This window comes from Microlunatus panaciterrae, from assembly GCF_016907535.1.
GTDB classification, from domain to species: domain Bacteria; phylum Actinomycetota; class Actinomycetes; order Propionibacteriales; family Propionibacteriaceae; genus Microlunatus; species Microlunatus panaciterrae.
In genome coordinates this window covers 2,781,008-2,807,127 of the sequence record NZ_JAFBCF010000001.1, presented here as the reverse complement: position 1 = coordinate 2,807,127, position 26,120 = coordinate 2,781,008, and the positions used below count along the sequence as shown (strand labels likewise).

Below are 26,120 nucleotides of genomic sequence, written 5' to 3'. Positions count from 1 at the left end.
CCACCAGCGTAGGAGGCGCCCGGCCGGGTCACCCACCACATCCCACCCAGCGGTCGGCCCCTCCGACCTCCGGCCGCTACAGGCTCTGAGCGTGTCGAAGAGCCGCCCTTCGACAGGCTCAGGGCCTGGATCAGCTGGTGCGGACCGGCAGCTGCCGGGAGAGGGGCAGCTGGCCGGGTGAGACGCCGGTGTTGCCCGAGCCACCCGGCTGCAGCGTCCCGTTGACCCGGAGCCGGTAGCTGGCGTTCTTGGTCGCCACCTCCTTCGGGTCGTCCACGGTGACGATGAAGCCGATCCGGTCTACCTTGCTGAACCGCTTCCTCAGCGCCTTGCGGTCGAGCGTCGCGGCGTTGTGCCTGTTCAGCTTGACCTCCAGGTAGCGGACCTTCGTACCGCTCAGCGTCCAGCCGACGGCCTGCAGCTTCCAGCCGGCCACCGGGATCGGCGACACCTCGGTCGCCGACCGGGCACCGTCGGTGGTCGCGCCGGTGGTGACCTGGGTGTCACCCACCTTGACGTCCTTCACCCACCAGCCCGTCGGGCCGGTCCCACCGTTGCCGTTGGCGGCCGCATCGGTGAGGTAGCGGAACGACAGCAGCACACTCTTGCCGGCGTAGGCGCTCAGGTCGAACGTCTCGTTCCGCCAGCCACCGCTCAGCCCGGTGAGCCCGGGCAGCTGGGACACGATCTTGCCGTCAGCGCCGTCGGCGTGCGTGCTGGTCGTGTCGGCGTTGGCCAGGGTGGTGTAGGACTTGCCGCCGTCGGTCGAGACCTGCACGACGCCGAAGTCCCAGCCCTGCTCGATGTCGTACCGGGTGGTGAAGGTCAGGTTGCCGCCCGCCGGGACGTCGACGGAGTAGACGGCGGCACGGTCGAGCTCGTTGCCCTCGCCGGCATACAGCGCCCCGTCCGCGATGGTCCACTCGAGCGGGTCCGGCGCATAGCTGGGTGCGCCTCGGAACTGGACCTTGCCGAGGGTGTTGCCGTTCACCGGCCGGCCGTCCATCCCCAGCACGTAGTCCGAACCGTTGGCCGGAGCCCCTGGCGAGTCATAGGAGCCGCTCCAGGCCCAGTCGATCGCCGAGTGCAGCTGCTTGGAGCTGAACCGCGACCGCTGGTCCCGGTTGAGCCCCGTCGCCTTGCCGTCCAGCCAGCCGTCGACCGCCATCGCCGTGGCCCAGTCGTGGACCACGTCGGTGGACCTCAGACCGGGCGCGTGGTCGTCCAGGTAACTCTGCAGCGAGGCGAGCCCGTTGGCGCCGTCGCGGTGCAGGAAGGTGACCGCCTGCTCACCGAAGGTGTCCGCGACATAGGTGACGAAGGAGTACGCCGCGCCGTAGTCGGACAGGATGGAGGGTGACCCCTGGTCGGCCCAACGGGTGAGCGAGTTCTCCGCCCCGCAGTAGGGGAAGGTGTCACTGCCCAGGAAGCCCTGGAAGCAGCTGATGTGCGAGTCCGCCCCCTTCTGCCCGTACGGGATCGTGGTGTCGACGTAGCCGACCAGCGTCTGGGCATAGTCGGACAGACCCTCGTTCAGCCAGGTGTTCTCCCCCGGGTCGGTGTAGTACTGCAGCAGGTGCTGGTACTCATGGGCGAAGGTGCCCTCGTACGCGTGCGGACGCGCCGCCTGCTTGGCGCTGCACAACCCGCCCGGGGTCTCGTCCGGCGGGTTGGCGCCGGTGCGGTGCAGCCAGTCGTAGGAGTCGATCGTCATCACGTTGCGGTCGAACGCCTCGTTGTAGAGCGGGGAGAAGAAGCCGGCGATGTAGGTCTGGCCGTCCGGGGTGGTCGGGGCGTAGTAGTTGGCGTCCCGCACATTGCTGATCAGCGCCACCGTCTTCTTGCCGTCACCCTTGTAGTAGTCGGGGTTCCCGCCGCCGAGGATCTGCCACAGCGGTGCGCCGAAACCGACGTCGACGGACTGGGTGCCGTCCCGCTCGGGAGCCACCGAGAAGGCCTCCGACTCCTTGGGCAGGATGTTGCTGTCGAACTCGGTGATCAGCGACTGGACCTGCTGGTCGGTGACCACGTTGCGGACGCCGTCATTGCGACAGTCGCCGGCCGGGAAGTCGATGTTCTTCTGCACCCAGACCTCGATGTCCTGCCCGACGCCGCGCAGTACGTAGGACGCCGCGTTGTAGCTGCCGGTGTAGTCGTTCAGCACCAGCCAGGACTTCTCACCGCCGATCGGGGTGCCGGTCGCCTCATCCGCGGCCGCCTGGGAGCGCAGTTGCGTCCGTGACTGGGCTGCCGGGGCATCGTCGGCGAACTCGGCCCGCTCCGACTTGGACAGGTGGACCTTCTGCTGCTTGCGGACGTTCTCGCCCACGTCGCGCGTGTCGGAGGCGACGCGGGTCCTCGACGATGCGGGCGGATCGGCTGCTGCGGTCGTGCTGCCGACACCCACCAGGCCGGCGATCGCCAGCCCTGCGGCGAGGGTGGCCGCGGTCAGTCGGCGCAGCCCTCCCCGACTCGTGACTCGAGACATTGTGAGGCTCCCTTGGCTTCGTAGGGCGCGTCAATCGCGTTGACGTCGAGAGGATGCACCACGGGCAGCCTCCAGCCCGCGGTCAGGATTTGTCAAGGTTGCCGATGCATTCCCTCCGCGAGGCCGCCGTTAGCCGACGACGACCTCGACCCGCTGGAACTCCTTCACCTCGGTGTATCCGGTGGTGCCCATCGCCTTGCGGAGGGCACCGACCAGGTTCATGGTGCCGTCTGGGACCGACGACGGGCCGAGCAGGATCTGCTCGAGGCTGCCGACGGGGTTGAACTTCACCCGCTCACCGCGCGGCAGGCTGTCGTGCCAGGCCTCCGCGCCCCAGTGGTAGCCGCGGCCGGGCGCCTCGTCGGCCCGGGCCAGTGGCGAGCCGACCATCACCGCGTCGGCTCCGCAGGCGATCGCCTTGGCGATGTCACCGGACCGGCCGATCGACCCGTCCGCGATGACATGGACATAGCGGCCACCGGACTCGTCCAGATAGTCGCGCCGAGCGGCCGCGACATCGGACACGGCTGAGGCCATCGGCACGGCGACGCCCAGTACGGACCGGGTGGTGTGCGCTGCCCCGCCGCCGAAGCCGACCAGAACACCGGCGGCGCCGGCCCGCATCAGGTGCAACGCCGCCTGGTGGGTGGCGCAACCGCCGACGATCACCGGTACGTCGAGGTCGTAGATGAACTGCTTCAGGTTCAGCGGCTCGTGCTCCTTCGACACGTGCTCGGCCGACACAGTGGTGCCGCGGATGACGAAGAAGTCCACGCCGGAGTCGACGACGGCCTGAGCGTAGGCCTGGGTGTTCTGCGGCGACAGCGATCCCGCTGCCGGCACCCCGGCCTCGCGGATCTCCGACATCCGCAACCTGATCAGCTCGGGCTTGATCGGCTCGGCATAGATCTGCTGCATCCGTCGGGTCGCGGCCAGCGGGTCCTCGATGCCGGCCAGCTCGTCGAGCAGCGGCTGCGGCTCGGCATAACGGGTCCACAGACCCTCCAGGTTGAGGACACCCAGGCCGCCGAGGCGGCCGACCGTGATCGCTGTCTGCGGCGACATCACCGAGTCCATCGGTGCGGCGATCAGCGGAAAGGCGAACGTCTGGGCGTCGATCCGCCAGGACAACGACACCTCGTCGTCGCCACGGGTGCGGCGCGACGGGACGATGGCGATGTCGTCGAACGCGAAGGCTTGCTCAGCCCGTTTGCTGCGACCGATCTCGTACATTGCGTGACCCCTTACTGACCCGAGTAGTTCGGGGCTTCAACCGTCATCTGGATGTCGTGCGGGTGCGACTCGCGGAGCCCGGCCGAGGTGATCCGGACGAACGAGCCGCGTTCCTGGAGCTCGGTGATGGTGCCGGCGCCGGTGTAGAACATCGACTGCCGCAGCCCACCGACCAGCTGGTAGGCCACCGCCTCGACCGGCCCCCGATAGGGCACCTGACCCTCGATCCCTTCGGCGATCAGCTTGTCGTCGGTACCGACGTCGCTCTGGAAGTACCGGTCCTTGGAGTAGGACGGCTTCCGGCCGCGGGCGGCCATCGCCCCGAGCGACCCCATCCCGCGGTAGGTCTTGAACTGCTTGCCGTTGATGAAGACGAGGTCGCCGGGGCTCTCGTCGCAGCCGGCCAGCAGCGAACCCAGCATCACCGTGTCCGCACCGGCCACCAGCGCCTTGGCGATGTCGCCGGAGTACTGCAGACCGCCGTCGCCGATCACCGGTACACCGGCTGGCCGGCAGGCCCGGGAGGCGTTGTGGATGGCTGTCACCTGCGGTACGCCGACGCCCGCGACCACCCGGGTGGTGCAGATCGAGCCCGGACCGACGCCGACCTTGACGCCGTCGACGCCGGCCTCGACCAGTGCCTTGGCCCCGGCGAAGGTGGCGACGTTGCCGCCGATGATGTCGACCTCGGAGGCGGCCCGCTCGGACTTCAACCGGCGGATCATGTCCAGCACGCCCTGGGTGTGGCCGTGGGCGGTGTCGACGATGAGCAGGTCGACGCCCTCGTCGATCAGCGCCATCGCCCGCTCCCATGCATCGCCGAAGAAGCCGACGGCCGCGCCGACCCGCAGCCGACCCTGCGGGTCCTTCGAGGCGTTCGGGTATTTGTCGGACTTGACGAAGTCCTTCAAGGTGATCAGGCCCTTGAGCCGACCCTGCGGGTCGACCAGTGGCAGTTTCTCGATCTTGTTCTGTGCCAGCAGCCGCATCGCGTCGTCGCCGGCGATGCCGACCGGGCCGGTGACCAACGGCATCTTGGTCATCACCTCGCCGACCAGCCGGGTCGGGTCGTGCTCGAAGCGCATGTCCCGGTTGGTGACGATCCCGAGCAGCCGCATCTCGGCGTCGACGACCGGCACCCCGGAGATCCGGTACAGACCGCAGAGCTCGTCGGCCTCCCCGATCGTGGCGTCCGGCGAGATGGTGATCGGCTCGTCCACCATGCCGGCCTCGGAGCGCTTCACGACGTCGACCTGATGGGCCTGGTCCTCGATCGAGAGGTTGCGGTGCAGCACGCCGAGTCCGCCCTGACGGGCGATGGCGACGGCCATCCGGGACTCCGTCACGGTGTCCATCGGCGACGACACCAGCGGGATGCGGATGGAGATCCGCTTGGAGATGTGGGTAGTGGTATCGACCTCGGAGGGGATGATCTCGCTCTGGGCCGGCTGCAACAGCACATCGTCGAAGGTCAGGCCAAGAGTTTCGAACGGTTGAGGTACACCAGAGGCGGTGAGATCACCAGCGGACTGCGACACAAGTTGCCTTTCGCGCAAACGGGGAACCCTCATGCTAACGACGTTCCCGACCGGACACCCAGCCGCGTCCGCCTGGCGACCGCAACCGCGTCAGCTGGCGGTCTCGAGCAGGTCGCTGCCATCCACCGACGGGTCCGGCACCGCGCCGGCCTGATGCGCCAGCGCCCGCAACTTGGTCAGCGCGCGGTGGTGGGTCACCCGTACCGCTCCGGCACTCATGCCGAGCATCACTGCGGTCTCCTCGGCCGTTGCCCCGCCGGTGCGCAGCATCACGACGTTGCGCATCTTCTCCGGCAGCTGGTCCACCAGGTCGAGGACGATGCCGGCGTTGGCGGCTGCGATCAGCCGCTCCTCCGGTGTCGGTGAGGGCTCGGCCACCTCCGGGAGCTCATCGAGGAGGGTCGGCGACCGGAGGTAGGACCGCTGCGCATCGGCCACCTTGTGGGAGGCGATGGCATACAGCCAGGAGGCGAACGGCACTCCCCTGTCCTCGTACCATGGCAGTACCCGGTAGACAGCCATGCAGGTCTCCTGCGCGACGTCGTCGGCGATGTCCAGGCCACCGGCATAGCTGGCCAGCCGAGACCGGCAGTAACGGTAGATCAGCGGGCGGACCAACCCGATCAGGAGGTCGATCGCGGTGCGGTCACCGGCCTTCGCCTCGGCGACGAGCTCGCCGCTCGGCACCACCGACAGACCGTCCTGCGTCATCCCCGTGCCCCCTCACCATGCCGCCCCTGTTATCGACTGGTCTCACTCTCTCAGGCCGACGATCCATAGCCAAGCATTATGCTGGCGGATCTTCAGACGCGGACGCGACGTCGCCCGGACAGCAGCCTAGGGCGAACTCGGGGCGCTGGCCAGACCGCGACGCTCCAGCAGCGGAGTGATCGAGGCGGGCCGCCCCCGGAAGGACTCGAAGAAGGACATCTCGGGGCCGCTGGCCCCGCGGGCGAGCAGGGCGTCGCGGAAGAGGTCGCCGTTGCGGCGCTGCAGGCCGCCAGACTCCTTGAACCACTCCACCGTGTCGGCGTCCAGCACCTCGCTCCAGATGTAGGAGTAATAGCCGGACGCGTAGCCGCTGGCGAAGATGTGGTTGAAGTAGGCACTGCGATAGCGAGGCGGAACGGTCTCGAGCGCCAGCCCGACCTGCTCGAGGGCCCGGCGCTCGAAGTCCTCGATCGAGCCCTCCAACGCCCGAGCCTCAGCTGCGCCGAGTCGGTGCCAGCACAGGTCCAGCCAGGTCGCGGCCAGGTACGACACGGTCTCGAAGCCCTGGTTGAACGCCGACGACTCCTCGATCCTGGTGATCACGTCCGCCGGCAGCGGCTCCGCCGACTCGTGATGCCTGGTGTAGTTGGCGATCACCTCGGGCCAGCTCAGCCACATCTCGTTGACCTGCGAGGGGTACTCGACGAAGTCGCGGGCCACCGCCGTACCGGCCACCCGTGGGTAGGTGACCGAGGAGAAGAGTCCGTGCAACGCATGACCGAACTCGTGGAACATGGTCCGGACCTCGTCCAGGCTCATTAGCGCCGGCTGGCCCGGAGGCGGCTTCGGGATGTTCATGTTGTTCAGCACGACCGGTTTCTGGTCGAGCAGTCTCGACTGGGTCACCAGCGAGTTCATCCAGGCGCCGCCGCGCTTCGAGTCGCGGGTGAAGTAGTCGGCGATGAAGAGCCCGAGCTCGGAGCCGTCGGCGTTGCGTACCTCGAACACCCGCGCCTCGGGATGATAGGCCTGCAGATCGTCGCGAGCGGTGAAGGTGATGCCGTAGAGGCTGGTGGCGGCGAAGAAGACCCCGTCCACCAGGGTGCGGTCCACCTCGAAGTAGGGCCGCAGGGCGTTGGTGTCCAGCTCGTACCGCTCCCGCCTCACCGCCTCCGCATAGAAGGCCCAGTCCCAGGCGGCGAACTCGTCCTCGACACCGTCGGCCGCCATGGCCGCCGCCAGGTCGGCCTGCTCCGCGTGCGCGTTGGCCACCGCCGGGGCGATCAGCTGGTCGAGCATCGCGTCCAGCTGCTCGTTCGACCCGGCCGTCCGGTCGGCAAGCACATAGTCGCTGTGGCTGCGATAGCCGAGCAGCTCGGCCCGCTCGGCCCGCAGCACCACCAGCTGCCGGGCGATGTCGGTGTTGTCGTGGGCGTTGCCTCGGCTACCGCGAGCAACCGAGGCTTCGTACAGCCGACGCCGAACCTGTCGGTTGGTGAGCGACTCCAGCGCGGGTTGGTGCGTCGGCAGCACCAGCGTGATCAGGTAACCGTCCAGGCCGCGGGACTGCGCGGCCGCCGCCGCTGCCGCGATGGCATCCTCGGAGAGCCCGTCCAGGTCCGCTCGGGAGCTCAGCTGCAGCGCCGACGCGTTGGTGTCGGCCAGCAGGTTGCTGCCGAACAGGGTGGACAACGATGCCAGCTGGGTGTTGATCTCCCGCAGCCGTTGCCGCTGCTCAGGGGCCAGCGCCGCCCCGGCGCGGACGAAGTCCAGGTGGTAGCGCCGCAGGACGTGGCGTGCCTCGGCGGTCAGGTCCAGCTCGTCCCGCCTGGCGTACAGCGCGTCGATCCTGGCGAACAGCCGCTCGTTCAGCAGGATCGCGTCGTCGTGGGCGGCGAAGCGGGGAGCGAAGTCCGCCTCGATCTGCTGCAGCTCCTCGTTGGTGTCGGCCGAGGTCTGGTTGTCGAACACCCGCATCACCCGGGTGAGGATGCGACCTGAGCGCTCCAGGGCGTCGATCGTGTTGGCCATCGTCGGCTCCTCGGCCGACAGTGCGATCGCCTCGACCTCGGCCAGCTGCTCTGCCATCCCCCGCTCCAGCGCCTCCCGGAAGTGCGACACCTCGATCCGGGCAAACGGCGGCAGTTCGTACGGCAGCTCGCTGGGAGCGAAGAAGGGGTTCGCAGCAGTCACGTCAGCCGAGCCTAGCCAGGGTCGGGTCGATGCCCCGCACCGGTCCTAGGCGGCCAGGCCCTCGACCGGCCGGCCCACCCGGGACAGGGCCTCCTGGGCGACCCAGTGCCGGCTGCCGCCCGGAGCGGTGATCTGGCAGATGATCTCACCGTCGGCGACCGAGACGGCGCGGACCACCGAGACGTGCGACGGCGGGATCCGGCGTCCGTCGTCGAGCCTGATGACCGCGGCCGGGCGGACCGGCTGGCCGACCGCAAGTGGCCGCGGCTTCAGTACCAGCATCACCAGCAGCAGGATGGGGCCCAGTGCGACCCCGAGCAGCAGGAAGAGCAGGTCGTGGTAGCCCTTGCGGCGTGCCTCCCAGGCGGCGGCGACGCCGGTGGAGACGTAGAGCAGCACCAGCAGTGTGCTCATCGTGCCCTCCCTCTGAAAATCTGGATCCAGACGGCCCGCGGCCGTCAGGCTGAGCGCGGTGGACGGGTCCAGGCTGTCACGAGATCCACATTCTCAGGGTCGGCGCCCGCCGACGCGAACAGGGCCCCTCCCCCAGAGGGGAGGGGCCCTGTCAACGGTCGCAGGTCAGTGGCTGTGGCCGTGACCGGCTGCCTCAGGCTCGTCCTCCGGCTTCTCCACCACCAGGGTTTCGGTGGTGAGCAGCAGGGCGGCGATCGAGGCGGCGTTCGCCAGCGCCGACCGGGTGACCTTGACCGGGTCGAGGACACCGGCGGCCAGCAGGTCGACATACTCACCGGTGGCGGCGTTGTAGCCGCTGCCCGGCTTCATCTCGGCGACCTTCGCCGTCACCACATAACCAGGCTCGCCACCGTTCTCGGCGATCCAGCGCAGCGGCTCCACGATGGCCTTCTTCACGATGGCGACGCCGACCCGCTCGTCACCCTTCAGGCCGAGACCGTCGACCAGCGCGGCGGCGGCGTGCACCAGGGCGGAACCACCACCGGCGACGATGCCCTCTTCGATGGCCGCCCGAGTAGCAGAGACGGCATCTTCGATGCGGTGCTTCTTCTCCTTGAGCTCCACCTCGGTGGCAGCGCCGACCCTGATCACGCAGACGCCGCCGGCCAGCTTGGCCACCCGCTCCTGCAGCTTCTCGCGGTCCCAGTCCGAGTCGGTGCGCTCGATCTCGGCACGCAGCTGGGCGACCCGACCGGCGACATCCTCGGAGCTACCAGCACCGTCGACGATGGTGGTGTTGTCCTTGGTGACGACGATCCGACGGGCCCGACCGAGCACGTCGAGACCGACCTGGTCCAGCTTCAGACCGACCTCGGGTGCGACGACCTGGCCACCGGTCAGGATGGCGATGTCCTCGAGCATGGCCTTGCGGCGGTCACCGAAGGCCGGCGCCTTGACGGCGACCGAGGTGAAGGTGCCGCGGATCTTGTTCACGACCAGGGTGGAGAGGGCTTCGCCATCCACGTCCTCGGCCACGATGAACAGCGTGCCGGAGGCTCCGATGACCTTCTCCAACAACGGCAGCAGGTCGCTCATCGAGCTGATCTTGCCGGAGTGGATCAGGATGTACGGGTCATCCAGGATCGCTTCCATCCGCTCCGCGTCGGTGACGAAGTACGGCGACAGGTAGCCCTTGTCGAACTGCATGCCCTCGGTGAACTCGAGCTCGGTGCCGAAGGTCTGCGACTCGTCGACGGTGATCACGCCGTCCTTGCCGACCTTGTCGAACGCGTCGGCGATCAGGGTGCCGATCTGCTCGTCCCGGGCGGAGATGGTGGCCACGTGAGCCATGTCCTGCGTGGTCTGCACCTCGCGGGAGTCCTCCTTCAGGCGCGCGACGACGGCCTCGACCGCTGCGTCGATACCGCGCTTGAGCTCGATCGGGTTGGAACCGGACGCGACGGCCCGCAGGCCCTCGTGCACCAGCGCCTGGGCGAGCACGGTCGCGGTGGTCGTACCGTCACCGGCGACGTCGTTGGTCTTGGTGGCGACCTCCTTGGCGAGCTGGGCGCCGAGGTTCTCGTACGGGTCGTCCAGCTCCACCTCGCGGGCCACGGTCACACCATCGTTGGTGATGGTGGGCGCGCCCCACTTCTTGTCCAGCACCACGTAACGGCCCTTCGGGCCGAGCGTGACCTTCACGGTGTTGGCGAGGGTGTCGACGCCACGCTCGAGCGAGCGGCGCGCCTCCTCATCAAACTGAAGGATCTTTGGCATCGGGTAACCCCTTACTTCGTGACGACGGCGAGGATGTCGCGTGCGTTCAGGAGCAGCAACTCCTTGCCGTCGTACTTGACTTCGGTGCCGCCGTACTTGCTGAAGATGACGACGTCACCCTCGGCCACGTCGAGCGGGACACGGTTGCCGTTGTCGTCGATGCGGCCGGGGCCGGTCGCGAGGACCTTGCCCTCCTGCGGCTTCTCCTTGGCCGTATCGGGAATGACCAGGCCGGAGGCCGTGGTCTGCTCAGCTTCGAGCGGCTGAACGAGGATGCGATCCTCGAGCGGCTTGATCGTGCTTGCCACGTCAAACCCCTTTCACAGGTGTCAGGTTTGCAGATGAATGATGGCCGGGCCGTCGTCGCGGTGCCGTCCCGTCCGTTGGCACACTCATGGTGAGAGTGCTAATCAGAATGTATGCGCCTGTTAGCACTCGGTCAAGCCGAGTGCCAGAGTCGTGGCCGGGAATTTCCGCCGGCGCCGCCGCCGGCGACGCCTACCCATGGCAGAGTGGCGCCGACATCAGTCACGGCTTCCCGGAGGTAACGATGCCCAGAGCTCCCCTACCCGCCCATGTCGCAGAGCTGCTCGCCCGGCCCAACCCGGCGGTGATCACCGCAGTGCGACCCGACGGCCAGCCGGTCTCGGTGGCGACCTGGTATCTGCTCGACGGTGGCCGGATCCTGGTCAACATGGACGCCGCCCGCAAGCGGCTGGACTACCTGCGGGCGGACCCCAGGGTCTCACTGACCGCACTCGCCGACGGTGACTGGTCGACCCACGTCAGCGTCCAGGGTCGGGTGGTCGAGCTCATCGAGGACGCGGAGCTCGCCGACATCGACCGACTGTCGAGACACTACGGTGGCGGCGCCTATCCCAACCGGGAGCGCCGGCGGATCAGTGCCTGGATCGAGATCGACCGCTGGCACGGCTGGGGGGCCGTCGGCCAGGACTGAGGTCGCCGGTGTGGGACCGTTCCGACCCGCTGAAAGGTTCCTCAGGCCGAGGCGACCCGCTCGACCACCAGCACCCGGGCGCCCTGCGGTGAGCGGGACAGCACCAGGGTGGCCCGGTTGGCACCGTTGGGCCGGAGCCGCTTGCGCAGCTCGGCGGGGTCCACGTCGATGCCGCGTTTCTTGATCTCGAGCTCACCGATGCCGCGGTCGCGGACCCACGCCCGCAGCGCCTTCTCCTGGTACGGCAGCGCCTCCCGTACCGCGAACGCGGTGGCGAACGGGGTGTGCGTCAGACGATCGGAGGTCAGGTAGGCGATCTGGGGGTCGAGCAGGGTGGCGTCCAGGGCGGCTCCCACCAGGGTGACCGCGCCGGCCCGGATCACGGCGCCGTTCGGCTCGTAGAGGTAGGCCTTCGGCTCGCTGACGCCGATCTCCGGCGCTGCGTCGGTGCGCACGATCCGCTCCCCTGCCGGAAGGAGGGTGGCGACGCGGGCCCCCGGCCGGCTGTCGGCATGGGCCCAGAGCGCGACCTCGACCACGTCGCCGTGCACGCTGATCCACTCCGCCTCCAACTCGCGCGGCAGCATCGAGTGTGGCAGCCCGGGCCCCAGCTTCACGCAGGCCGGTCGGCCCGACTCGAGCAGCCCGAGCACGAAGGACCAGTCGGGGCTGAACTGCTCCAGTTGCCACAACCGTCCTTTGGCATCTCGGCGGGCGGGGTCGCAGAAGACCGCCGTGCCCGGATCGGCCACCAGGTCGGGCGCGACCTCCTCGGCATCGCCGCAGTAGACGATCCCCTTGGTTCCCAGGTTCGCCTGGGCCACCAGTGCCGTCGCCGGGTCGCGTTCCACCGCACTCACCCGCAGGCCGGCCGCGGCGAAGGCCACCGCGTCGGAGCCGATGCCGCAGCCCAGGTCGACCACCCGCCGGACGCCGGCCGCCACCAGCCGCTGGGCCCGATAGCTCGAGACCTCGGGCCTCGACGCCTGTTCAAGCCCGTCGGGGGTGAACAGCATCGAGTTGGCGGCCGCACCGAACTTCGGCACGGCTCTGCGTCGGAGATGCTCCTGGGACAGCGCGGCTGACGACAGTCCGGCACTGAACCGCGCACGCAGAGCCGATGCGGCAGCCAGGCTGCTCGGATCCGACTGCTCGGCTGCCGCGGCCAGAGCCGCCTTGCCTTGAGCCGTTGTCAGCGCCGCGACCAGGTCCGCGTCCACGATCACCCTCCCGGACCGCGGGTCACAGACGATCCGGGTGCACCCTAGCAAAACCCATCCGAGGGCCGGGACGCACAAGCGGCCGGCAGACCTCGCGCTTCACGGCTCAACGGCGACCGTTCAGCCGCGTCCGTGCAGACCGTCGCCGCTCCGTGCAGGCTTCCGGGGGCCTGCAGACAGGGACGACGGTCTGCACAGTCCTCGTCAGCTGCGGCTGGTGAAGAACGGGTGGTGCAGGTCCAGGTAGCTGACGTCATGCATGGACGACTCCATCCGTTGCCGCACGTCGGCGGGCATCTCGACCTGCTCACCGCGTCGCGCCGACTCCTCGTCGGAGAAGAAGACCGTCTCGGTGAAGGTGCCGTCGTCCTCGATCGCCAGCGACCCACCGAGGATGTCCGGCCGGGCCTCGTGCAGCATGGCCGTGTCGCTCATCATCGACCGCAGCTCGTCCGGGTTGTCGGCCTTGCCGCGGATGATCTGGACGAAACCGGCCTGGTCGGAGCCGCCGTCCATCATCAACGTCACGTCGCTGCAGTTGTGGAACTCCACCGGGCCGTCGAAGAGCCGCTCGGTCTCGGCCCACCATTCACTCTGCTCGCGACTGTCCGAGTTGGCCATCGCCGACTCCTTGGAGTCGAACCGGACGACGCCCACGAACATGTCGTCGTCGGTGAAGCCGTAGGTGCCGCCGAGCCAACCCTCCACCTGGTCGCCTCGTTCGGCGCGCCACCGCTCCATCATGGCCCGCATCTCGTCGTGGCGGGTGCACTTGCCTTGAATGATCTGGATGAACACAGCGAGCCTCCGATCTCTGAAGGCCACCTCGACGTTGACGTGGCCAAGTGTCCAACTGTCAACGGTACGCCGTCGGCGTCAGAGCGTCCAGACCTCCCGTCGGGGTCCGCAGCCCTTGCCCGGAAGGGTTTCGACCCGCCCTCAGAGCAGCACTGTGGACACCGGCAGAGACGAGTGCGCGCCGATGTCGAGGCTGGACGGCCGGCCGCCCCGGGAGACGATTTCCGATCCGAGGGCGGCGATCATCGCACCGTTGTCGGTGCAGAGGATCGGTCGCGGCGTACGCAGCCGGATACCCAGCGCTGCCGCCCGCTCGGCCAGCAGCGCCCGGAGCCGACTGTTCGCAGCGACCCCGCCACCGATCAGCAGATCCTGAGATCCGTAGGCCTGGCAGGCGTCCATCGCCTTCGCGCTGAGCACGTCGCAGACAGCCTCCTGGAAGCTGGCAGCGACGTCGGCGACAGGCACCGGCTCGCCGTCCCGCTCGCGAGCCTCCACCCAGCGGGCCACCGCGGTCTTGAGTCCGGAGAAGGAGAAGTCGAAGCGGTGCCGGACCAGGTCCTTGGGCGCAGTCAACCCCCGCGGGAACCTGATGAAACGCCGGTCCCCAGTGGCCGCCCGGTCGATGTGCGGCCCGCCCGGGTAGGGCAGCCCCAGCACCCTGGCCACTTTGTCGTACGCCTCGCCGGCAGCGTCATCGATGGTCGACCCGATCTCGGTGATCTTGGTGGCGACGTCCTCCACCAGCAGCAACGAGGTGTGACCGCCGGAGACCAGCAGTGCGACGCACGGGTCCGGCAGCGAACCATGATCAAGAAGATCGACCGCCACATGTCCGGCCAAGTGGTTGACGCCGTACAGCGGCTTGTCCAGGGCGTACGCCAGCGCCTTCGCTCCGGCCAGTCCGACGACCAGCGCTCCCATCAGGCCGGGCCCTGCGGTGACGGCGATGCCGTCCAGCTCAGCGAGATCAATGTCGGCGCCGGCGCAGGCCCGCTCCAGGGTCGGCACCAGCGCCTCCAGGTGGGCACGGCTGGCCACCTCGGGCACCACGCCGCCGAAGCGAATATGCTCCTCAACGCTGGAGGCGACCTCGTTGGCCAACAGAGTATGGCCACGGACGATACCGATCCCGGTCTCGTCACAGGAGGACTCGATGCCCAGGATCAACGGCCCCGAACCTGCCTCAGTCATCCGCCACCACTGTCATCTCCCGCTCCATGCTGTCGGCGTACAGTTTCAAGATCAACGCGTGCCGACCGCTGCCGTAGTAGTTCTCCCGTACCCCGAGCTGCTCGAAGCCCAGCCGCTGGTAGAGCGCAATCGCCGGTTCGTTGTCGTAGCAGACCTCCAGGATCACACTCCGCACCCCGGACCGCCGGACGGCCTCGAGGCCGGCGTGCACCAGCCGGTTGGCCACGCCGCTGCGCCGGACCGAGGGGTCCACGACGATGCGTTGCAGGTCGGCCGACTCCCCGACGGCGTTGAGAGCGATCGCCCCGACCACCCGCTCGTCGCACGCCAGCAACACCGTACGTCCCGGCGCGCTCAGCTCGTCGCGCCAGCTGGTCTCACTCCACTGCTCGGCTGCCTCGAAACCTGCTGACTCCAGCGACATGATGGCATCAAGATCATCCACGGTGGCCGGCACGACCATGATCACGAAGCCCCTCCCAGGCGGTGAGCGGCCCATGGCCGATGCACCAGTACCGACTTGCGCCGGCCGGGCTCGGCAGCGTCGGGACGCCGCAGGTAGAGCGGCTCGACGCCGGCATCGACAAGATCAGCCGCAACCACAGCGAGCACACCCGGGTCGAAGGAGCGCGGGCCCTCGGAAGCCCGCACCCTGTCGGAGTACAGGTCGGCGGCGGGACCCACCAACGGCAGGTCAGGGAGGGTCTCCGGAACGCCGACCTTCGGGCCTTCGAGACGGCTACCGGACGCGTCGTAGCGAGCCCAGTAGACCTCCTTACGTCGCGCATCGGTCCCCACCAGGAACTCCGCCGGCACCTCTGCCCCGGCCCGGACCCACTGCTGGGCCAGCACGTCGAGACTGCACACACCGTGCAACGGCAGCCGCCGCACCGAGGCCAGCATCCGCGCTGTGGCGACCCCGACCCGCAGCCCGGTGAACGGACCCGGGCCCAGGCCGACGACGACCTGCTCGACCTCGTCCAGGGTGAGACCGGCGTCGCCGAGGGCACCACGCACCAGCGGGGTCAGTTGCTCGACGTGCTGCATCCGATCGGCGACGATGGCTGTCGCCAGCACCACCCCTGCTCGGGCGATGCCCACACAGACCTCGGTCGAGGTGTCGATGCCGAGCACGGTCTGCCCGGTGCCGGCGATCTGCCGAGCACTGGGAGCCTCTGCAGTGCTCAGGTTCTGTTCAGTGTCGGCTGCGGTCATGGCCATCCAGCTCCTTCAGATCTAGGTGGCGGAGCGGCTCAAGATCAACATCGTGCCAGCGGTCGCCAATCGGACGGAGGAAGAGGGTGCGGCACTCGTCGTCCTCGTGCTGCGACCTGCGGATGTCGATCTCCAGCCGGCTGTCGGACAGCGCTTCGGCCATACCCTCGCCCCATTCGACGACGGTGACGGAATCGGCGAGTGAAGCATCCAGGTCCAGGTCCTCGAGCTCGTCCGGGCCACCGAGTCGATAGGCGTCGACGTGCACCAGCGCCGGCCGTCCGGCCTCTGAGCGATGCACCCTCGAGATCACGAAGGTGGGCGAGATGATCGGCCCGTCGCTGCCGAGACCGCGGCCGATCCCTTGCGTCAAGGTCGTCTTGCCGGCGCCGAGGTCACCACTGGCGATGATCAGGTCGCCGGGCCGCAGCAGGCCGGCCAGCCGCTCACCGAAGGCCTGCATGGCCTCGCTGTCGGGGATGGCGACGCACAACGGCAGATCCTTGGCCAGGATCACGCCGTGCTCGACGGCCCGGTCGATGGTGAAGCCGCGGTGCTGCCAGAAGGCGATCAGCTCGGCGAACTCGCTCCGGGCGAAGAGCTCCAGCCGGGAGTAGCCGAGCTCTGCCGCGTACTCCTCGACGCCATGCACCATGGTCGAGGCGACGCCGTGCCGCTGGAACTCCGGGTGCACCGAGACACGCTGCAGGCTGGCGGTACGACCACGAGCCCCCTCGGGCCCCGGCAACACCAGGATCACCCCGGCCGGACGGCCGTCGACGGTGGCGAAGACGCCACCGCCATGCGACAGTGCAGTCCGGATGCTCGCCGGCGTCTCCGCTATCGCGGTCGACGGCGGGTCGAGCGGCGGCCGAGCCCCGAAGGCGGCATGGATGACCTCAACCATGCCGGTCGCATCCGCAGGGGACGCGACCGACAGCACCAGGTCGATGACGGAGACGTTCACCATCAGAATGCTAGGTGCACTATCCTCGCGACCGCCCACCGGTTCCACGGCGGTTGCCGCCACGGTAACCGCCGGCGTCACGACGGCCGAAGTCCTTGCGGTTCTTCGGCCGGCCACCGCCGCGTGCCGGTGGAGCGATCAGCTTCTCGAAGTCCGCCTGGCTGACGGCGGCGCCACTCGGCTGGCGGGAGCCGGTCGCGCGGGCCAGCGCCTCGTCACCCGGGCGCGCCTCGAGCGGCGCCGAGGCGACACCGGCCTGGGAGGTCAACCGCTGCAGCTCCTTGCGCTGGTGCGGCAGAGCCAGGGTGACCACGACACCGGTGCCGCCGGCCCGAGCCGTCCGGCCGGCGCGGTGGAGATACTCCTTCGGGCCCGCCGGCGGATCGACCTGGAGGACCAGGCCCACGTCGTCGACATGGATACCGCGGGCCGCGACATCGGTGGCCACCAGTACCGGCACGGTGCCGTCCTTGAACGCCGCCAGGATGCGGGTCCGGGCTCCCTGGGTCAGACCCCCGTGCAGCGCCCCGGCTGTCACGCCTGCCGCCCGCAACTGCTCGGCCACCCGGTCGGCGCCGCGCTGGGTGCGGACGAAGATGACGGTCCGGCCTGGTCGACCGGCGATCTCCGCCGTCAGGGCGTTCTTGTCGTGCGGCAGGATGTGGACGACATGGTGCACCATCGTCGACACCGTCGCCTGGCCCGAGTCGACCTCGTGGGTCACCGGGTTGTCGAGGTACTTCTTGACCAGCCGGTCGACGGCCCGGTCGAGGGTCGCGGAGAACAGCAGTCGCTGACCACCGGCCGGCATCTGGTCCATGATCGTGGTGACCGCAGGCATGAAGCCCAGATCGGCCATATGGTCGGCCTCGTCCAGCACCGCAACCTCCACCCGGGACAGGTCGAGCGCACCCTGCTCCATCAGGTCGATCAGCCGCCCAGGAGTGGCCACGACGACGTCGACGCCACGCTCGAAGGCGCGGATCTGCGGTCCGTAGGCCATCCCGCCGGCGATCAGCGTGACGGACATGTCCATCGTCTTGGCCAGCGGCGCGATCACGTCGGCCACCTGCATTGCAAGCTCGCGGGTCGGCACCAGGACCAGGCCGCGCGGAGCACGGTTGCCCTTGGCCGGGCCGCCAAGGGTGGTCAGCATCGGCAGCGCGAAGCCGAGCGTCTTGCCGGATCCGGTCTGACCGCGGCCCAGCACGTCACGGCCGGCCAAGGCGTCGGGGATGGTGGCAGCCTGGATGGGGAACGGGTCGGTGATCCCTTCCGAGATGAGGGCAGCCACCAACGGCTTGGGCAGGCCCAGCCGGGCGAAGCCGTGCTCGGCGGTCACGGCGCCGGTGTCGACCGGAGCCAGTTCGCGTGCGGTCCAGCTCATCGTGTCGGCATTGGACTCACCGGAGTCGGACCTGGCGGGCCGATCGGTTCCCCGGCTGAAACCGGCGGACCTGTTGTCCCGGGAACCGCGGTCGTCGCGCCAGCCGCCGGAGCGGTTGTCAGCCGGGCGGTTGTCACCGGTACGGCTGTCCCGGGTGCTCCGCCAGCGGTCGGACCCGGCCTCATGGCGCGGTCGCTCGCTACGGGTCTGGCGGGACAGTTCGGGCTTGGTGCGGTCATAGCGAGGGCGGTCGTCACCGCTGCGCTCGAACCGGGGACGCTCGTCGGTGTTGCGGTCGAACCGCGGACGCTCGTCAGTTTTGCGGTCGAACCGCGGACGCTCGTCAGTTTTGCGGTCGAACCGGGGACGCTCGTCAGTGTTCCGATCGAAGCGCGGACGCTCGTCAGTGTTCCGATCGAAGCGCGGACGCTCGTCGGTGTTCCGATCGAACCGCGGGCGCTCGTCGGTTTTGCGGTCGAAGCGGGGACGCTCGTCGGATCGCGAACGGTTGTCGCCGCGCGGGGTCTTGTCCCGGGCGGGCCGGTCGTCACTCTCTCGGTCGAAGCGGGGACGCTCGGCACCGGCGGAGGTCACCGGGGCGCCGAACTGCTCACGACGCCGCTGCGCCCGGTTGGGCTGACCGCCGCTCTTGCGAGGGCCGAGGCCACGATCGGCCCGCTCGGCAGACGACCACCGCTTCTTAGGCGTACCGTCGACCTTGAAGCTCTTGGGGACCTTGCGAGCCTTCTTCGGGGCTCCCGGCCCGCTCTTCTTGGACTTGCTCGAGGCGCGCGCAGGCGCACCGGAGTTGGTTGGCATGTGAACTCACTTCTCCGCCCGAGGTCTCGGGTCAGGTTGGTAGGCACGTCAACGGCCCACGCACTCCTGGCCACCCTTGGGCAGGAGATGAAGCAAGTGGAGGGAGACGAACCAGAGCGCGTTCTGATGGTTGGCGCTGCACGGCCCAAGCTGCACGTCGCAACCGGGAGTAGGTCAAGATTACCAGCAGCAGTCGGTTAAGCCGAATCCCGGCGACGGCTCAGCCGGCGTTGCGGCGCAGATGGGTGCGGGCCCGCGCGATCAGCGCGGCCAGCACCTCGTTGAACTGCCGGTGGTGCTCGATCATGCCCATATGGCCGCAGTTGGGCACCTTCACCGACTCGGCGCCCGGCAGCAGCTCGATGATCCGGTCGGTGTGACCGATCGGGGTGATCACGTCGTCCTCACCGCCGATCACCGCACATTCCACCCGTGCCAGCACCGGGAAGGCCTCCTGCTCATCCAGTTCGGCGAAGGCCGGGTAGTAGTCCGCGACCACCTCCAGCGGGGTGCTGCCGAGCATCTCGCTCATGAACTCGACATAGGACGCAGGAACATCCGAACCGAAGGACATCCTGCGTGTCACCACAAAGCTGAGGTCTGAGCCGGCCTTACGGCTGCGTTCCACCAGCTCCGGCAACCGGTTGAGGGTGGCCATCAGCGGTTCGGCGATCCGGGCGAAGGTCCGGCCGGGCAGTCCTCTGATCGGCGAGTAGTCCGCCATGTCGCCGCCGGAGGTGGAGATGAGTCCGACACCGACCACCCGGGTGTCGAACCACTCCGGATGCTTCCTGGCCAGCCGCATGATCGTCATGCCACCCATCGAATGGCCGATCAGGACGCAGGGGCCGTCGCCGACCACCTCGTCGACGACCTGGGCCAGGTCGTCAGCGAGCTGACCGATCCGGCAGTTCTCCGGCGCCGACCGTCCCGACCGGCCGTGCGAGCGCTGGTCGTACAGCACGACCCGCACCCGACCGCGCAGGTACTGCCGCTGGAAGTGCCAGCAGTCGAGGCTCAGTGCGTACCCGTGCACCAGCACCACGGTGAGGTTGTCGTGGTCGCTGACGCCGTCGGGCAGCTCGTCGACCTCGGTATGCAGAACCACACCGTCAGGGGTGGTGACCTTCGGACCGGAGGACCGCAGCGAGAAGAAGTCCTCGTTGTCGTCCTCGTCTCGCAGCCGCAGACGCCGCGAGACGATCCGCCGCTCAAGCTCCAGCCCGGCCGCCACGCTGCCGCCGGCCAACGCGACCAGCCCGGCCACCAACCCGATGCCCTGGGCGATCCGGCCGGGGTTGGCCCGAGGCCGAGCCATCAGCCGACGCCTTCAACATCAACCCGGGCGACATAGACCCGAGGCACCCGGGCACCGATCCGCGTGACGATCTCGTAGCCGATGGTGTCGCAGACCGCGGCCCAGTCCTGCGCTGTCGGTTCGCCGCCGCTGCCGGACCCGAACAGCACCACCTCGTCCCCCACCTTCGCTGTCGACTCCGGGCCCAGCTCGACAACGAACTGGTCCATGCAGATCCGTCCCCGGACCGGGACGCGACGGCCGTCGAGACCGACGCTGGCCAGGTCGCTCGCGTGCCGGGGCACCCCGTCCGCGTAGCCCAACGGGACCAGGCCGACGGTGGTGGCCCGGTCGGCGACCCAGGTGTGGCCGTACGAAACCCCGGTGCCGGCCGCGATCTGCTTGACGTTCGCCAACTGAGCACGCAGCCGCATCACCGGCTGCAGCTGAATCCCGGCGAGCGTAGCCAGCCCGGGAGCGGGCTCCACCCCGTAGGCGGCGATCCCGACCCGCACGAGGTCGAAGTGCGCCTCTGGGAGCAGCAGAGCCGCCGCAGAGTTGGCGAGATGTCTCACCCTCGGGCGGACCCCGATCTCCTCGGCCACCTCGCAAGCGGCCCGGAACACCTGCAGCTGGGCCGCGACGGAGGGATGCCCAGGCTCGTCCGACGCGGCGAAATGGGACCAGACGCCGACCACCTCGACGGCGCCGGTCTCCTCCGCCTCGACCGCGGCGGCGCAGACCCGGGGCCAGTCGTCAACCGTGGCGCCGTTGCGGGACAGTCCGGTGTCGACCTTGAGGTGGACCCGGGCGACGCGCTCCACGGTGCCGGCTGCCGCCACCAGCCGTGCGATCTGCTCCTCCGACTGCGCCGAGACGTCGATGTCGGCCGCCACCAGCGGCGTGAGATCGGTATCCGGACCGTACAACCAGGTGAGCACCCGGCCGGTGTCGCCGCCCTCCCGCAGCGCCAGCGCCTCGGCGGGGGTGGCGGCCCCCAGCCACTCGATGCCTCGCTCCCGGGCGGCGGCGGCGATCGGCAGCAGGCCGTGCCCGTACCCCTCGGCCTTGACCACGATCATCATCGCTGCCGGGTGGACATGGGCACGCAGGGTGTCGACATTGGCGGCGAAGGCATCAAGGTCGATCTCGGCGCTCGCGGTCAGTGGGTCCACAGGTCCTTTCTACCGCAGCGATCCGGTGCCCGGCTCTCGAGTGCGCCGAGCACTCGGGCGAAGTGGCGGGCCAGCTCGTGCGGCGGCAACGGACCGGGCACCGACGCGGCCGTGACCGCCTGCAGCGAGGCACCCAGCACGGCAGCAGCGTCGGCCCGCTTCCCGGCCGCGAGCAGCGTGGCGCACACTCCGGCGAGGACGTCGCCGGAACCGGCCTGACCGGTCCAGGCCGGGCCGGGGATGGCAACCTGCACCTCACTGGTACCGGGCCGGGCCACCAGTTGGGTGGCGCCCTTGAGCAGTACGGTCGCCCCGGTCAGGTCGGCTCCGGCTCGGACCGCTCCAATCGGATCGGCCTCGACCTCCGCCCGGTCCCCGTCCAGCAGCCGGGCCAGCTCGCCGGCGTGCGGAGTCAGCAGCCAGCTGGGCGGCAGCCGTGGCGGCAGATACCTCAGCCCGTCGGCGTCGACCACGGACGGCAGCTCGGACTCCAACGCCTCGGCGATCACCCGGGCACCGTCGGGCCGCTCGCCCCAGCCTGAGCCGAACAGCCGGGCCTGCACCCGGCCGGGGGCGAAGACCACATTGGGCAGCTCGGCTCGGATGACCTGCGCCGCCGCCGCCGGACCGAGGAAGCGGACCATACCGGCGCCGGCGTAGACGGCGCCGTGGGTCGACAGGATGCCCGCTCCGGGGTAGGCATCGGAGCCGGTGTCGATCCCGACCACGCCGCGGGTGTACTTGTTGCTGCGCTCGTCAGGGAAGGGCCAGCTGCTGGCCAGCATGCTCTCCTCGGCAGCCGTCAGGGTCGGCTGACCGCCGGACAGGTCCAGCCCGATGTCGACCAGGTCAAGCTCACCGCACCGGCTGCGTGCAGGCTCGACCAGATGGCAGATCTTCATCGCGCCGAAGGTGACCGTCCGGACCGCGTGGAACGACGCCGCCGGCACCGCCCCGGTATCACACTCCACCCCGGACGGCAGGTCCACCGCCACCACCGGGACGCCCGAGGCCTGCAGCGAGACTGCCAGCTCCGCCACCGGATCCGGCAGGCCCGGGCGTCCGCCGATCCCGAAGATGCCGTCGACGGCCAGGTCGACCGTCCACGAGGTCGATGCCGGACGACCAGGATCAGCGAGCTCCGTCACCACGCCTCCGGCGGCCTGCAGAGCGGCCAGGCCGGCGGCGTGGGGCGTGCCGACACAGCGCAGTGCGGTGACCGAGGCGCCCCGGCGGGCCAGCCGGGCTCCCGCATACAACGCATCCCCGCCGTTGTTCCCCGGCCCGACCATGATCAACACGCGGGCGCCGTAGACGCCGCCCCGGCGGCGGACCAACTCGGCGGCCAGGATGGCCGTCAGTCCGGCAGCTGCGCGCTGCATCAGCACTCCGTCCGGCAGAGCCGACATGGCCCGCTGCTCGAGGGTGCGGACCTGCTCAACGGAGTAGCCGTTCATGATCAGCTCTCGCAGACGACGACGGCCGAGGCGATCCCGGCGTCGTGGGAGAGGGAGACGTGGATCACCTGCACCCCGAGGGCCGCGGCCCGCTCGGCCACGGTCCCGATCAGCTTGAACGACGGCCTGCCGTCGGCGTCGGTCAGCACCTCCGCATGGACCCAGGACATTCCCGACGGCGCCCCGAGCGCCTTCGCCAAGGCTTCCTTGGCGGCGAACCTGGCGGCCTGCGAGGCGATCGGCTTCGCCGCCTCGGCCTCCGTGAACAGCCGCCGCACCAGGCCCGGGCGGCGTCGGATGGTCTCGGCGAAGCGGTCCACGTCACAGACGTCGATGCCGACTCCGACGATCATGCGGCGCGATCCGGTCGACCGGCGCTGACCGGGCCCATGATCAACAAGCTCATTCCACCGTGACGGACTTCGCCAGGTTCCGCGGCTGGTCGACATCGTGGCCCTTCCGGGTGGCCAGCTCGCAGGCGAACACCTGCAGTGGAACCGTTGCCACCAAGGGCTGCAGCAGGGTGGACACCCTAGGCAACCTGATCAGGACGTCGGCGTACGGAGTCACCTCCTCATCACCCTCCTCCACCAGGATCACCGTCTTGGCGCCGCGGGCGCGGACCTCCTGGATGTTGGAGATCACCTTGTCGTGCAGCATGTCCCTGCCCTGCGGCGGTACGACGACGAACACCGGCAGCTGGTGGTCGATGAGGGCGATCGGGCCGTGCTTCAACTCGCCGGCGGCGAACCCCTCGGCATGGATGTAGGCGAGCTCCTTGAGCTTGAGGGCACCCTCCAGCGCGACCGGGTAGCCGACGTGGCGGCCGAGGAAGAGCACCGACGGCTCGTCGGCGAACTCCGAGGCCAGGTCGAGCACCGGCTGGATCCCGTCCAGCACCTGCTGGATCAGGGCCGGCATCTGCTCGAGCTCGTGCATGATGGTGGCGATCTCGTCGCCGTACTTGGTGCCACGCACCTGGGCCAGATACAGGCCGAGCAGGTAGCAGGCGACCAGCTGGGTGAGGAAGCCCTTGGTGGAGGCGACCCCGACCTCGGGTCCGGCATGGGTGTAGATCACCGCATCGGACTCGCGCGGGATCGTCGAACCGTTGGTGTTGCAGATGGCCAGCACCCGGGCCTTCTGCTCGCGGGCATGCCGGATCGCCATCAGGGTGTCGGCCGTCTCGCCGGACTGGCTGATGGTGACCACCAGGGTGGTCGGCCCGACGATCGGGTCGCGGTAGCGGAACTCGCTGGCCAGCTCCACCTCGCAGGGGATCCGGGTCCAGTGCTCGATGGCGTACTTCGCCACCAGGCCGGCGTAGAAGGAGGTGCCGCAGGCGATCACCACGATCTTGTCGATCTGGCGCAGCTCGGCCTCGCTGATCCTGATCTCGTCCAGGGTGAGGGCGCCGTCGCTGTCGTAGCGACCCAGCAGGGTGTCGGCGACGGCCCGCGGCTGCTCGTAGATCTCTTTGCGCATGAACCAGTCGAAGCCACCCTTCTCGGCCGCCGACAGGTCCCAGTCGACGTGGTAGGGCCGGACCTCGGCCTCGTTCCCGTCGAAGGTGACGACGCTGACCCCGTCCGGGCGGATCTCGACGACCTGGTCCTGGCCCAGCTCGACCGCCTGCCGGGTGTGCTCGATGAAGGCGGCCACGTCAGAGGCGACGAAGTTCTCTCCCTCACCGATCCCCACCACCAGCGGTGAGTTCCGCCGGGCGGCGGCCACGATGTCGGGGGTGGCGCTGTCGACGGCGACCAGGGTGAAGGCTCCTTCCAGCCGGTTGCAGACGGCCCGCAGCGCCTCGGTCAGCCCCAGGCCCTTTTCGACCTGCTGGCCGACCAGATGGGCGACCACCTCCGTGTCGGTCTCCGAGGTCATCGCGATGCCGGCCGCCTCCAGCTCTGTCCGCAGCGCCACATAGTTCTCGATGATCCCGTTGTGCACCAGCGCCACCCGGCCGTTCGCGGACCGGTGCGGGTGCGCGTTGGCGTCGTTCGGTGCGCCATGGGTGGCCCAGCGGGTGTGGCCGATGCCGGTACCCGTTCTCGGCATCGGGTCGGCGGAGAGCAGCTTGTCCAGGTTGGCGATCTTGCCGGCCTTCTTGGCGACCTGCACGCCACCGTCGGCGACGATCGCGACCCCGGCCGAGTCGTAGCCGCGGTACTCCAGCCGTCGCAGCCCCTCGACGACGACGTCAAGGGCGGCCTGACCGCCGACGTAACCCACGATTCCACACATGCGCCCTAGGGTACCGCCGGACGGCCTGCGTCGAGTCACGGACACAACCGGCCCGCGCCACGGCAGAATGCACCCATGCCGCATGAAGCGAACAGCCTCGGGCCCTACGTCGAGCGGAGCCGGGCCGACTGGGCCGCCCTGGCCGCCTCGACGCCGATGACGCTGGACGCGGCGACCCTGGACCGGCTGCGGGGGCTCAGCGATCCGATCAACCTGTCCGAGGTGCGGGAGGTCTACCTGCCGCTGACTCGACTGCTGAGCCAGTACGTGCTGCACACCGGTGAGCTGCACAAGTCCACCAATGACTTCCTTGGCCTGTCTGTCGGCCGGACACCGTTCGTGATCGGGGTGGCAGGCTCGGTCGCCGTCGGCAAGTCCACCACCGCCCGGCTGCTGCGCGAGCTGCTCTCGGGCTGGCCGGAGCATCCCCGGGTGGAGCTGATCACCACCGACGGCTTCCTGCTGCCGAACGCCGAGCTGGAACGGCGCGGAATCCTGCACCGCAAGGGATTCCCCGAGTCTTACGACCGGCGGGCCCTGCTCCGGTTCGTGATGGACGTGAAGTCGGGCAAGGACGAGGTCGTCGCGCCGGTGTACAGCCACCTGGTCTACGACATCCTCAAGGGTGAACAGATCGTCGTCCACCGACCCGACATCTTGATCGTCGAGGGCTTGAACGTGCTCCAGCCGGCCAGGATCCGCCCGGACGGCACCACCGGGCTGGCGGTCAGCGACTTCTTTGACTTCTCTGTGTTCGTCGACGCCGCAACCGAGGACATCCGCAACTGGTACGTCACCCGGTTCCTGTCGCTGCGCGACACCGCCTTCCGCGACCCGCGTTCCTACTTCACCCGTTACGCCCAGCTCACCGAGGAGCAGGCCATCCGACAGGCCAGACATCTGTGGGACAGCATCAACGGACCCAACCTGGCGCTCAACATCAAGACGACCCGTGGCCGGGCCACCGCGATCCTGCGCAAGGCCAGCGACCACCGGGTCAAGTGGGTGCGGATCCGCAAGCTCTGACGTCAGA

22 protein-coding genes are annotated in these 26,120 nt (G+C 69.2%); 2 read left to right on the top strand and 20 right to left on the bottom strand.

Going from position 1 to position 26,120, the window contains the following annotated elements:
- Positions 1 to 130: 130 nt before the first annotated feature.
- From JOE57_RS12855 to groES, 8 genes are all read right to left on the bottom strand, one after another.
- A complete protein-coding gene (locus JOE57_RS12855; RefSeq protein WP_204918528.1) occupies positions 131 to 2,488 on the bottom strand; it encodes a M6 family metallopeptidase in 2,358 nt (785 codons plus the stop codon).
- 129 nt (positions 2,489 to 2,617) lie between these two features.
- Entirely contained in the window at positions 2,618 to 3,721 is a 1,104-nt protein-coding gene (locus JOE57_RS12850) for a GuaB3 family IMP dehydrogenase-related protein (protein WP_204918526.1), read from the bottom strand.
- 11 nt (positions 3,722 to 3,732) lie between these two features.
- On the bottom strand, positions 3,733 to 5,292 hold the full coding sequence (guaB, locus tag JOE57_RS12845) for an IMP dehydrogenase (protein ID WP_204918524.1): 1,560 nt from the start codon (positions 5,290 to 5,292) through the stop codon (positions 3,733 to 3,735).
- A 57-nt stretch (positions 5,293 to 5,349) separates the two neighbouring features.
- Complete coding sequence (locus tag JOE57_RS12840) at positions 5,350 to 5,970, bottom strand: sigma-70 family RNA polymerase sigma factor (protein WP_204918522.1); 621 nt, start codon at positions 5,968 to 5,970, stop codon at positions 5,350 to 5,352.
- A gap of 126 nt (positions 5,971 to 6,096) precedes the next feature.
- The gene (locus JOE57_RS12835; RefSeq protein ID WP_204918520.1) at positions 6,097 to 8,163 is read right to left on the bottom strand and encodes a M3 family metallopeptidase; all 2,067 of its coding nucleotides are present in this window, start codon (positions 8,161 to 8,163) and stop codon (positions 6,097 to 6,099) included.
- A gap of 45 nt (positions 8,164 to 8,208) precedes the next feature.
- Entirely contained in the window at positions 8,209 to 8,577 is a 369-nt protein-coding gene (locus JOE57_RS12830) for a hypothetical protein (protein WP_204918518.1), read from the bottom strand.
- A 165-nt stretch (positions 8,578 to 8,742) separates the two neighbouring features.
- Positions 8,743 to 10,353: a chaperonin GroEL gene (groL, locus tag JOE57_RS12825; protein ID WP_204918515.1), complete on the bottom strand. Its 1,611-nt coding sequence runs from the start codon at positions 10,351 to 10,353 to the stop codon at positions 8,743 to 8,745.
- Between the two features lie 11 nt (positions 10,354 to 10,364).
- Positions 10,365 to 10,661 (bottom strand): co-chaperone GroES, encoded by a 297-nt coding sequence (groES, locus tag JOE57_RS12820; RefSeq protein WP_204918513.1) that lies wholly within the window; start codon positions 10,659 to 10,661, stop codon positions 10,365 to 10,367.
- A gap of 140 nt (positions 10,662 to 10,801) precedes the next feature.
- Here groES and JOE57_RS12815 point away from each other — a divergent pair, with 140 nt between their 5' ends.
- A complete protein-coding gene (locus JOE57_RS12815; protein ID WP_338041296.1) occupies positions 10,802 to 11,311 on the top strand; it encodes a PPOX class F420-dependent oxidoreductase in 510 nt (169 codons plus the stop codon).
- Positions 11,312 to 11,352: 41 nt separating this feature from the next.
- On the opposite strand, the gene JOE57_RS19205 is transcribed toward JOE57_RS12815, so the two are convergent.
- The 12 genes from JOE57_RS19205 to glmS form a co-directional block, all read right to left on the bottom strand.
- Positions 11,353 to 12,531, bottom strand: a complete 1,179-nt coding sequence (locus tag JOE57_RS19205) for a THUMP-like domain-containing protein (RefSeq protein WP_204918511.1) — start codon at positions 12,529 to 12,531, stop codon at positions 11,353 to 11,355.
- 204 nt (positions 12,532 to 12,735) lie between these two features.
- Positions 12,736 to 13,329 carry a hypothetical protein gene (locus tag JOE57_RS12805; protein ID WP_204918509.1) on the bottom strand — a complete coding sequence of 198 codons (594 nt, stop codon included), beginning with the start codon at positions 13,327 to 13,329 and terminating at the stop codon, positions 12,736 to 12,738.
- Between the two features lie 141 nt (positions 13,330 to 13,470).
- Entirely contained in the window at positions 13,471 to 14,523 is a 1,053-nt protein-coding gene (gene tsaD / locus JOE57_RS12800; protein WP_204918507.1) for a tRNA (adenosine(37)-N6)-threonylcarbamoyltransferase complex transferase subunit TsaD, read from the bottom strand.
- Positions 14,516 to 14,986, bottom strand: coding sequence for a GNAT family N-acetyltransferase (locus tag JOE57_RS12795; protein WP_239579687.1), 471 nt, complete (start codon positions 14,984 to 14,986; stop codon positions 14,516 to 14,518). Before JOE57_RS12795 ends, tsaD begins: the two co-directional genes overlap by 8 nt.
- A gap of 2 nt (positions 14,987 to 14,988) precedes the next feature.
- Positions 14,989 to 15,738 (bottom strand): tRNA (adenosine(37)-N6)-threonylcarbamoyltransferase complex dimerization subunit type 1 TsaB, encoded by a 750-nt coding sequence (gene tsaB / locus JOE57_RS12790; RefSeq protein ID WP_204918504.1) that lies wholly within the window; start codon positions 15,736 to 15,738, stop codon positions 14,989 to 14,991.
- Positions 15,719 to 16,708: a tRNA (adenosine(37)-N6)-threonylcarbamoyltransferase complex ATPase subunit type 1 TsaE gene (gene tsaE, locus JOE57_RS12785; RefSeq protein WP_239578937.1), complete on the bottom strand. Its 990-nt coding sequence runs from the start codon at positions 16,706 to 16,708 to the stop codon at positions 15,719 to 15,721. The genes tsaB and tsaE overlap by 20 nt, the downstream gene beginning before the upstream one ends.
- Before the next feature lie 16 nt (positions 16,709 to 16,724).
- Positions 16,725 to 18,911, bottom strand: a complete 2,187-nt coding sequence (locus JOE57_RS18700) for a DEAD/DEAH box helicase (RefSeq protein WP_239578936.1) — start codon at positions 18,909 to 18,911, stop codon at positions 16,725 to 16,727.
- A 220-nt stretch (positions 18,912 to 19,131) separates the two neighbouring features.
- Positions 19,132 to 20,229, bottom strand: a complete 1,098-nt coding sequence (locus JOE57_RS12775; RefSeq protein WP_204918502.1) for an alpha/beta fold hydrolase — start codon at positions 20,227 to 20,229, stop codon at positions 19,132 to 19,134.
- Positions 20,229 to 21,383 (bottom strand): alanine racemase, encoded by a 1,155-nt coding sequence (alr, locus tag JOE57_RS12770; RefSeq protein ID WP_204918500.1) that lies wholly within the window; start codon positions 21,381 to 21,383, stop codon positions 20,229 to 20,231. Before alr ends, JOE57_RS12775 begins: the two co-directional genes overlap by 1 nt.
- Positions 21,371 to 22,840: an NAD(P)H-hydrate epimerase gene (locus JOE57_RS12765; protein WP_239578935.1), complete on the bottom strand. Its 1,470-nt coding sequence runs from the start codon at positions 22,838 to 22,840 to the stop codon at positions 21,371 to 21,373. Before JOE57_RS12765 ends, alr begins: the two co-directional genes overlap by 13 nt.
- Before the next feature lie 2 nt (positions 22,841 to 22,842).
- On the bottom strand, positions 22,843 to 23,193 hold the full coding sequence (locus JOE57_RS12760) for a holo-ACP synthase (RefSeq protein ID WP_204918498.1): 351 nt from the start codon (positions 23,191 to 23,193) through the stop codon (positions 22,843 to 22,845).
- 49 nt (positions 23,194 to 23,242) lie between these two features.
- Positions 23,243 to 25,087, bottom strand: coding sequence for a glutamine--fructose-6-phosphate transaminase (isomerizing) (gene glmS / locus JOE57_RS12755; RefSeq protein ID WP_204918496.1), 1,845 nt, complete (start codon positions 25,085 to 25,087; stop codon positions 23,243 to 23,245).
- 75 nt (positions 25,088 to 25,162) lie between these two features.
- Between glmS and coaA the strand changes: the two genes are divergently transcribed.
- Positions 25,163 to 26,113: a type I pantothenate kinase gene (gene coaA, locus JOE57_RS12750; protein ID WP_204918494.1), complete on the top strand. Its 951-nt coding sequence runs from the start codon at positions 25,163 to 25,165 to the stop codon at positions 26,111 to 26,113.
- Positions 26,114 to 26,120: the final 7 nt, after the last annotated feature.